Annotated in this window: 7 protein-coding genes; 3 read left to right on the top strand and 4 right to left on the bottom strand. The window is 71.3% G+C overall.

Going from position 1 to position 7,273, the window contains the following annotated elements:
• Positions 1 to 223: 223 nt before the first annotated feature.
• A complete protein-coding gene (locus ACWF94_RS27800) occupies positions 224 to 2,137 on the top strand; it encodes an endonuclease/exonuclease/phosphatase family protein (protein WP_453494153.1) in 1,914 nt (637 codons plus the stop codon).
• Between the two features lie 70 nt (positions 2,138 to 2,207).
• Here ACWF94_RS27800 and ACWF94_RS27805 read toward each other — a convergent pair whose 3' ends face one another.
• Positions 2,208 to 2,975: an antibiotic biosynthesis monooxygenase gene (locus tag ACWF94_RS27805; protein WP_453494156.1), complete on the bottom strand. Its 768-nt coding sequence runs from the start codon at positions 2,973 to 2,975 to the stop codon at positions 2,208 to 2,210.
• A 201-nt stretch (positions 2,976 to 3,176) separates the two neighbouring features.
• Here ACWF94_RS27805 and dapA point away from each other — a divergent pair, with 201 nt between their 5' ends.
• Positions 3,177 to 4,073, top strand: a complete 897-nt coding sequence (gene dapA / locus ACWF94_RS27810; RefSeq protein ID WP_453494159.1) for a 4-hydroxy-tetrahydrodipicolinate synthase — start codon at positions 3,177 to 3,179, stop codon at positions 4,071 to 4,073.
• A 150-nt stretch (positions 4,074 to 4,223) separates the two neighbouring features.
• Here the strand turns inward: dapA and dapD are convergent, their stop codons facing one another.
• The 3 genes from dapD to ACWF94_RS27825 all read right to left on the bottom strand — a co-directional run bounded on the left by dapD (position 4,224) and on the right by ACWF94_RS27825 (position 6,144).
• Positions 4,224 to 5,207 carry a 2,3,4,5-tetrahydropyridine-2,6-dicarboxylate N-succinyltransferase gene (gene dapD, locus ACWF94_RS27815; RefSeq protein WP_453494162.1) on the bottom strand — a complete coding sequence of 328 codons (984 nt, stop codon included), beginning with the start codon at positions 5,205 to 5,207 and terminating at the stop codon, positions 4,224 to 4,226.
• 80 nt (positions 5,208 to 5,287) lie between these two features.
• Positions 5,288 to 5,824, bottom strand: coding sequence for a TetR/AcrR family transcriptional regulator (locus ACWF94_RS27820; protein ID WP_453494165.1), 537 nt, complete (start codon positions 5,822 to 5,824; stop codon positions 5,288 to 5,290).
• Positions 5,824 to 6,144, bottom strand: coding sequence for a DMT family transporter (locus ACWF94_RS27825; protein WP_453494168.1), 321 nt, complete (start codon positions 6,142 to 6,144; stop codon positions 5,824 to 5,826). The genes ACWF94_RS27820 and ACWF94_RS27825 overlap by 1 nt, the downstream gene beginning before the upstream one ends.
• 147 nt (positions 6,145 to 6,291) lie before the next feature.
• Here ACWF94_RS27825 and ACWF94_RS27830 point away from each other — a divergent pair.
• Positions 6,292 to 7,273 (top strand): hypothetical protein (locus ACWF94_RS27830; RefSeq protein ID WP_453494171.1); only part of this gene is annotated, 982 nt, incomplete at its 3' end.

Here is a 7,273-nt window from a genome sequence, read left to right on the forward strand (position 1 = left end):
GCGCGTGGCCTGGGGCGGCCCCACCGGAACCGGTCCGGCACCGCCCCCGCTTCATCGGACCGCCCGCCCCCGTACACCCGCCCACCCTTGACAAGTACCCTCCGAAACCAAGAGATTGACGCGCGTAGAACCACTGGACCGCGCTGGACCGCGCTGGACCGCACCGCACCGCTCCTCGCCACCTCGCCCGCACGTCTCTCGCCACCTCGACCCCGGAGCTCCGATGCCTTCGTCCGTCGTCACGAGAACCTCCGCCACTACCGGAACCGCCCGCGCGCCGGGAACCGCCGCCGTCGCCGCGATCGCCGTCGCCGCGCTGGCCGGGGGCCTGCTCACCGGTTCCACCGCCGCGTCGGCGGCCCCCGCCGACCGGATCGCGGCCGTCGGCGGACCCACCCCGGCCGGCGTCCGTATCCATGACATCCAGGGCACCACCCGGATCTCCCCGCTGGTCGGACAGCAGGTCGCGGAGGTCCCCGGTGTCGTCACGGGCGTACGGACCTACGGCTCGTCGCGCGGCTTCTGGTTCCAGGACCCGGCGGCCGACGGGAACCCGGCCACCAGCGAGGGCGTGTTCGTCTTCACCGGCCCCGGCTCGACGCCGGGGGTGCGGGTGGGCGACGAGGTGCGGGTCTCCGGCACGGTGAGCGAGTTCGTCCCCGGCGGCACCTCCAGCGGCAATCAGTCGCTGACCCAGATCTCCCGCCCGGCGGTCACCGTCGTCTCATCGGGGAACGCGCTGCCCGCTCCGGTCACCATCTCCGCCTGGTCGGTGCCGTCCGCCTACGCCCCGACCGGTGACCCGGCGGCGGGCGGCAGCATCAATGCCCTGCCGCTGCGGCCCCGTGCGTACGCCCTCGACTACTACGAGTCCCTGGAGGGCAGCGATGTCCGCATCGGCACCTCCCGGGTCGTCGGCGCGACCGCGTTCTCGGAGCTGTGGGTGACGGTGCGGCCGGCCGAGAACCGCACCGCGCGCGGCGGAACGCTGTACGGCTCCTATACGGCGCAGAACCCCGGACGGCTCAAGGTCCAGTCCCTGACCCCGCTCGCCGAGCAGCCCTTCCCGGAAGCGAACGTCGGCGATGTGCTCACCGGACGGTCCGAAGGCCCGCTCGACTTCCATCAGTACGGCGGCTACACCCTGGCCGCGCGGACCATCGGCACCGTGGCCGACGGAGGGATCGAGCGGGAGCGGACCCGCCCGCAGCGCACCGGGGAACTGGCGGTCGCCACGTACAACGTGGAAAATCTCGACCCGTCCGACCCGCAGGAGACCTTCGACGCGCTCGGCCGGGCCGTCGTCGGGAATCTGGCGTCACCGGACATCCTCGCCCTGGAGGAGATCCAGGACAACAGCGGGGCGCGGAACGACGGTACCGTCGCCGCCGATCTGACGGTCAAGAAGTTCACGGAAGCGATCGTTGCGGCGGGCGGCCCGGCGTACCGCTGGAGCAGCGTCGACCCGGTGAACAACCAGGACGGCGGCGAGCCGGGCGGCAATATCCGCCAGGTCTTCCTCTACAACCCGGCACGTGTCTCCTTCACCCACCGCCCGGGCGGCGACGCCACCACACCGACCGGTGTCGTACGGGAAGGGGGCCGGGCGGCGCTGACACTGTCGCCGGGCCGGATCGACCCGGCGAACAGTGCGTGGGAGGCGAGCCGCAAGCCGCTCGCGGGCGAGTTCCGCTTCCGCGGCCGGCCGGTCTTCGTGATCGCCAACCACTTCGGCTCGAAGGGCGGCGACGAGGCCCTCACCTCCCACCACCAGCCCCCGAACCGTTCCTCCGAGGTCAGGCGCCTCCAGCAGGCACGCTCGGTCAACACCTTCGTCAAGGAGATCCTCAAGGCCGACCGCCGCGCCGATGTCCTGGTCGTGGGGGACATCAACGACTTCGAGTTCTCGGCGACGACGAAAGCGCTCACCAACGGCGGCGCGCTCCACGCGGCGGTCGACTCCCTGCCTCGGCCGGATCGTTACTCCTATGTCTTCCAGGGCAACAGCCAGGTGCTGGACCAGATTCTGACCAGTCCGTCGGTCGGCGACTTCAGCTATGACAGCGTGCACATCAACGCGGAGTTCGCGGACCAGAACAGCGACCACGACCCGCAGGTGCTGCGCTTCCGCCCGTAGTTCCCGGTCCGCCCGTTCGCCGTCCGCCGGATCCCGGTCCGCCGGTTCGCCGTCCGTGGATCTCCGTGCGCTACGCGCCCGGGCTGAAACTCAGTCCGGGCGTGTAGCGCGTCACGCTCTGCCCGATCACCCCGGGATAGCTGTGCACCCGCTTCCACGCCTCGGTGTCCGCTCCGCCGGGAGCGGACAGCGCGGCACGGTGCGCGTCGGCGGTCTCCCACTCGGCGTAGTTGAGCATCCGGGTCCCGTCGAGACTGATGTGGAACCATCCGGAGATCCCGCCCTCGTCGGGCAGGCCGCCGGTTCCGCCGTCAGCGTCATCGACGCCCGCCCGGTCGGAGTCCAGCGCCCTGAAGACCCCGTCAACCCAATCCCGCTGCCGCCGGGCGTCGGGCCCGTCGAACTCCACCTCCACGGTCACCACGCATCCCGGCACGCGGGTGTCCCCCTCCTCCGCACTGCTGCGGTACAGCTCGTACGAATGCAGGGAGAGCCGCTCGATACCGGGCACGGCCGCGTCGATATCGGCGTTCCGCGCGTCCCGGAACGTACGGAAGAACTCCTGATAGGCGGCCTCGTCCGCCCACTGCGAGTAGTGCATCAAGGTCCGGCCGTCCTCCCCGGGGAGAACGCTGTACGAGAGGAGGCCGACATCGGGCCACTCCCGGCTCCGCCACGCCTCGTCGATGGCACGGAGGGTGGCCCGCTGCCGCTCGGGGGTGCCGACGTCCCAAGTGGACACCTTGACGACCCCGACCCCGGTGCGCCCGAGGTCGGGCCGGGCGTCCGGCTGTACGGTCACAAACTCGGCCACGTACTCGGTCACGTACTCGGCCATGGCGATATCCCCTCGACTGGGCGTACCCCTGTGGTCCGCCGCCGATCGCCATCGTGAAACATCAAGCACGGTCGAGGTCAACGGGCGGGGGCGCCGCGCACGGCTGGTCGGCATCGCTGATGACTGTTCAGCATCGCTTGCCCCTCACCCCAAGCAGAACTAAGTGGACCTTCAGTGTTCTGTCGGCCGACACTGCGGAACATGACCACACCGCACCCCTTCGGCCGGGCGCTCTGCGCGATGATCACTCCCTTCACCACCGACGGTGAACTGGACTTGGCGGCGGCTGCCCGCCACGCCGCCCGCCTGGTGTCCGAGGGCTGCGACGGCCTGGTGCTGAACGGCACAACCGGGGAATCCCCCACCACCTCGGACGCCGAGAAGACCGTGCTGGTGGCGGCGGTACGCGAGGCGGTCGGCCCACACGTCCCCGTCCTGGCGGGCGTCGGCAGCGCCGATACCCGCCACACCGTCGCACTGGCCCGCTCGGCCGAAGCGGCGGGCGCGGACGGGCTCCTGGTGGTCACCCCGTACTACAGCCGCCCGCCGCAGCCGGCCGTCGAAGCACACTTCAGGCGCGTGGCCGACTCCGTCGGCATCCCTCTGATGCTCTACGACATCCCCGGCCGCACCGGCACCCGTATCGCGGTCGACACTGTGCTGCGGCTCGCCGACCACCCCCGCATCGTGGCCGTCAAGGACTGCGCCTACGATCTCCTCGGCTCGACCAAGGCCATCGCGAACACCTCCCTCGCGTACTACTCGGGCTGCGAGGAACTCAACCTTCCGCTGTACGCGGTGGGCGGCACGGGCTACGTCAGCACGGTGGCCAATGTCGCGCCCCGCGCGCTGCGCGCCGTGCTCGACGCGTTCGCCCGGGGCGACACCGCCGAGGCCACCCGCCTCAACCAGCTCACGCTCCCCCTGACCGAACTCATGATGTCGTCCGGCCTGCCCGGCGCGGTCACCGCCAAGGCTCTCATCGGCACGGGTCCGGTCCGGGAGCCCCTGCTCCCGGCGGACCCGCCCACGACCGCGGCCCTGCGGGAGGCGCTGACCACGCTCGACTGCCACGTCCCCACGGGTGCGGGCTGCTGAGCCCCCCGGGGCCGGCCGGACCGCGCCCGCCGTACGAAACCAGTCCCACGTGGGACGGCACGCCCTCGGGCGTGTCCTCAATCGCCGGACTGGCCGAAAGGGACCGGCCGGGCAAGCAGCAAGGCGCTGGGGGTGGTCCCCAAGGGGGCGCTAGTTGTGGCTGTGGAGCACGTCGTTCAGGCCACCCCACACCGCGTTGTTCGGCCGGGCCTCCACCGCACCCGTCACCGAGTTCCGCCGGAAGAGAATGTTGTTCGCCCCCGACAGCTCGCGCGCCTTCACGATCTCGCCGTCCGGCACGGTGATGCGGGTCCCGGCGGTGACATACAGCCCGGCCTCGACGACGCACTCGTCGCCGAGGGCGATGCCGACACCGGCCTCGGCTCCCACGAGGCAGCGTTCGCCGATCGAGATGATGACATTGCCGCCGCCGGAGAGCGTCCCCATGGTGGACGCGCCGCCGCCGATATCGGAGCCGTCGCCGACGACGACACCCGCGGAGATACGGCCCTCGACCATGGAGGTCCCGAGCGTCCCGGCGTTGAAGTTGACGAAGCCCTCGTGCATCACGGTGGTGCCCTCGGCGAGGTGCGCGCCGAGGCGGACGCGGTCGGCGTCGGCGATGCGGACGCCCTTGGGGACGACGTAGTCCGTCATCCTCGGGAACTTGTCGATGCTGGTCACCTGGAGGTGCAGCCCCTCGGCACGCGCGTTGAGGCGGACCTTCTCGATGTCGTCGACGGCGACGGGACCGAGGGAGGTCCAGGCGACGTTGGCGAGCAGGCCGAAGACGCCGTCGAGGCTCTGGCCGTGCGGCTTGACGAGGCGGAGGGAGAGCAGATGGAGGCGCAGATAGGCGTCGTGCGCATCGAGCGGCTTCTCGTCCAGCGAGGAGATGACCGTGCGGACGGCGACGACCTCGACCCCTCGGCGGGCGTCCGGACCGATGGCCCGGGCGGCGCCTTCGCCGAGGAGTCCGGCGGCGCGCTCGGCGGAGAGCCGCTCGGTCCCGGCGGGGCCGGGCTCGGCGACCGTTTCGGGGGCGGGGAACCAGGTGTCGAGAACGGTTCCGTCGGCGGCCAGGGTGGCGAGCCCGGCCGCGACGGCGCCGGAGGTACGAGAGATATCGGTCATGGGGAGAACCTAACGCCCCCCGCGCGCCCCGGGCGAACCGATCCGGCGGGGCCCTTCCCTCACCCCGGCACCCCGGTCGCTCACCCCAGCACCCGCGCCAGCATCTCCCGGGCGTACCCCTCGTCGTATGCCTCACCCGTCAGCAGCACCTGCAGACAGATCCCGTCCATCAGCGCCACGAGCGCCCGCGCGGTGACCGGGTCGGTGCGCTGCGACAGCGCCGCCACGACCTTCTCGGTCCACTCGGCGGCGACCGGCCGCAGCACGGGGCGGCGCAGGGCCGCCAGATACAGCTCGTACTCCAGCTCCACCGCCGTGCGCTCGCCGGACAGCCACACCCCGATGACCCGTGCCAGCTCCCCGGCGATGTCGGTGTCCGGGTCGGCGAGCCCGGGACTGTACCGGACGGCCGATGAGAAGTTCTCGTTGGTCTGCCGCAGGGCGGCGGTCAGCAGTTCGTCGAGGGACGCGAAGTGATACGTCGTCGAGCCGAGCGGCACATCGGCCTCGGCGGCCACGGTGCGATGGCTCAGCCCCGCGATTCCGTCGCGTCCGACGACCCGGATCGCCGCGTCGATGATGCGCTGACGGCGCCCCGGGTCGTACCGGCGGGCCATCAGTGGGCCCCTCCGATATTGAGGACGACCACTCCGGCGATCACCAGGGCGATCCCGGCGAACTTGGCGAGGCTGGCCGTCTCCCCGAGGAAGAGCATGCCGATCGCGGCGACCGCCGCGGTGCCGACACCGGCCCATATCGCGTACGCGGTCCCCACGGAGAGGGTCTTGAGCGTCTGCGCCAGCAGTGAGAAGGCGACGATATAGCCGACGGCGGTGAGAAGTGAGGGCCACAGCCGGGTGAAACCGTCGCTGTACTTCATGGCCGTCGTCCCGGCCACCTCCGCCACGATCGCCGCGGCCAGCAGTCCGTATCCCATGCGTACGAGTGTACACATCGTTGCGTACGACCGTACACAACCCTGGCCGAGTACGAGGTCGTGCGGGGGCATGACAACCCCGTACCGCCGGACGGCTACTCTCTCCCCCGTCCGGCCAGGCAGAACAGGGACATACGGGAGACCTCAGTGGCATCTGGAAACCCCCCTCCGGGGCACCGCGGCTGGCCGCCGCCGAGCGCGCCGAAACCAGGGGTCATACCCCTGCGCCCGCTGGGTCTCGGCGATGTCCTCGGTGGGGCGTTCGCCACGATCGGCCGCTGCTGGAAGCCGCTGCTGGGCATCGCGGTCACGGTGTACGCGGCTGCGGGCGTCGTCATCGTCGCGGCGATGGGGGTCACCTACGCGCTGATGTCGGACGACATCGAGCGGTCGTACGCCGCCGACACCCCGGACTCCGGCTGGGACGAGGTCCGGCCCCTGATCGTCGCCCTCGTCGTGGTGTGGGCCGTCGCGGCCCTGGCCCTGCTGGGCGCGAGCGCCATGCTGCACGCCGCCTGCCCGGCGATCCTGCGGGAGGCGGTGCTGGGCAGACCGGTCACCTACCGCATGGTCCGGCGGCTGGCGTGGGCGCGGCTCCCGGCGATGACCGGCACGATCGTTCTGACCGCGCTGATCTGGCTGATCCCGGTCGGTCTGTTCCTGACCGGCTTCACCGCGCTCCTGGTCGAACTGCTCACCGACGACGGCAAAGTGGTCGCGCTCATTCCGGGGACCCTGCTGGGCGCGATCGTCACGGCCCCGCTCGGCATATGGCTCTGGGTACGGTTCGCCTTCGCCCCCGCCGCCGTGGTCTTCGAGAACCGGGGCCCGGTCGACGCGATGAGCCGCTCCTGGCAGCTGGTGCGCGGCGACTGGTGGCGGATCTTCGGGATCACGCTGCTGGCCGGGTGCATGGCGGCGTTCGCGGCCTACGTCGTACAGCTCCCGGTCCAGGCGGCGGGGATGCTTCCCGGTGCGCTGAACTCCGGCCTCGGGCCGGACTCGACCGACGCGCAGGTGCTGCTGTCGCTCGGCGGGCTGCTGATCGTGAGCATCCTGTCCCAGCTGATCGGCCAGTTGGTCATCACCACGTTTCCCCCGCTGGTGACGGCCCTGCTCTACGTCGACC

Source organism: Streptomyces sp. NPDC055078, assembly GCF_053607985.1.

Excerpts from the sequence above, each read along its gene's own strand:
- dapA (WP_453494159.1), top strand. The coding sequence starts at position 3,177 with ATGACCACACCGCACCCCTTCGGCCGGGCGCTCTGCGCGATGATCACT.
- ACWF94_RS27820 (WP_453494165.1), bottom strand. The coding sequence starts at position 5,824 with ATGGCCCGCCGGTACGACCCGGGGCGCCGTCAGCGCATCATCGACGCG.
- ACWF94_RS27805 (WP_453494156.1), bottom strand. The coding sequence starts at position 2,975 with ATGGCCGAGTACGTGACCGAGTACGTGGCCGAGTTTGTGACCGTACAG.
- ACWF94_RS27800 (WP_453494153.1), top strand. The coding sequence starts at position 224 with ATGCCTTCGTCCGTCGTCACGAGAACCTCCGCCACTACCGGAACCGCC.
- dapD (WP_453494162.1), bottom strand. The coding sequence starts at position 5,207 with ATGACCGATATCTCTCGTACCTCCGGCGCCGTCGCGGCCGGGCTCGCC.
- ACWF94_RS27825 (WP_453494168.1), bottom strand. The coding sequence starts at position 6,144 with ATGGGATACGGACTGCTGGCCGCGGCGATCGTGGCGGAGGTGGCCGGG.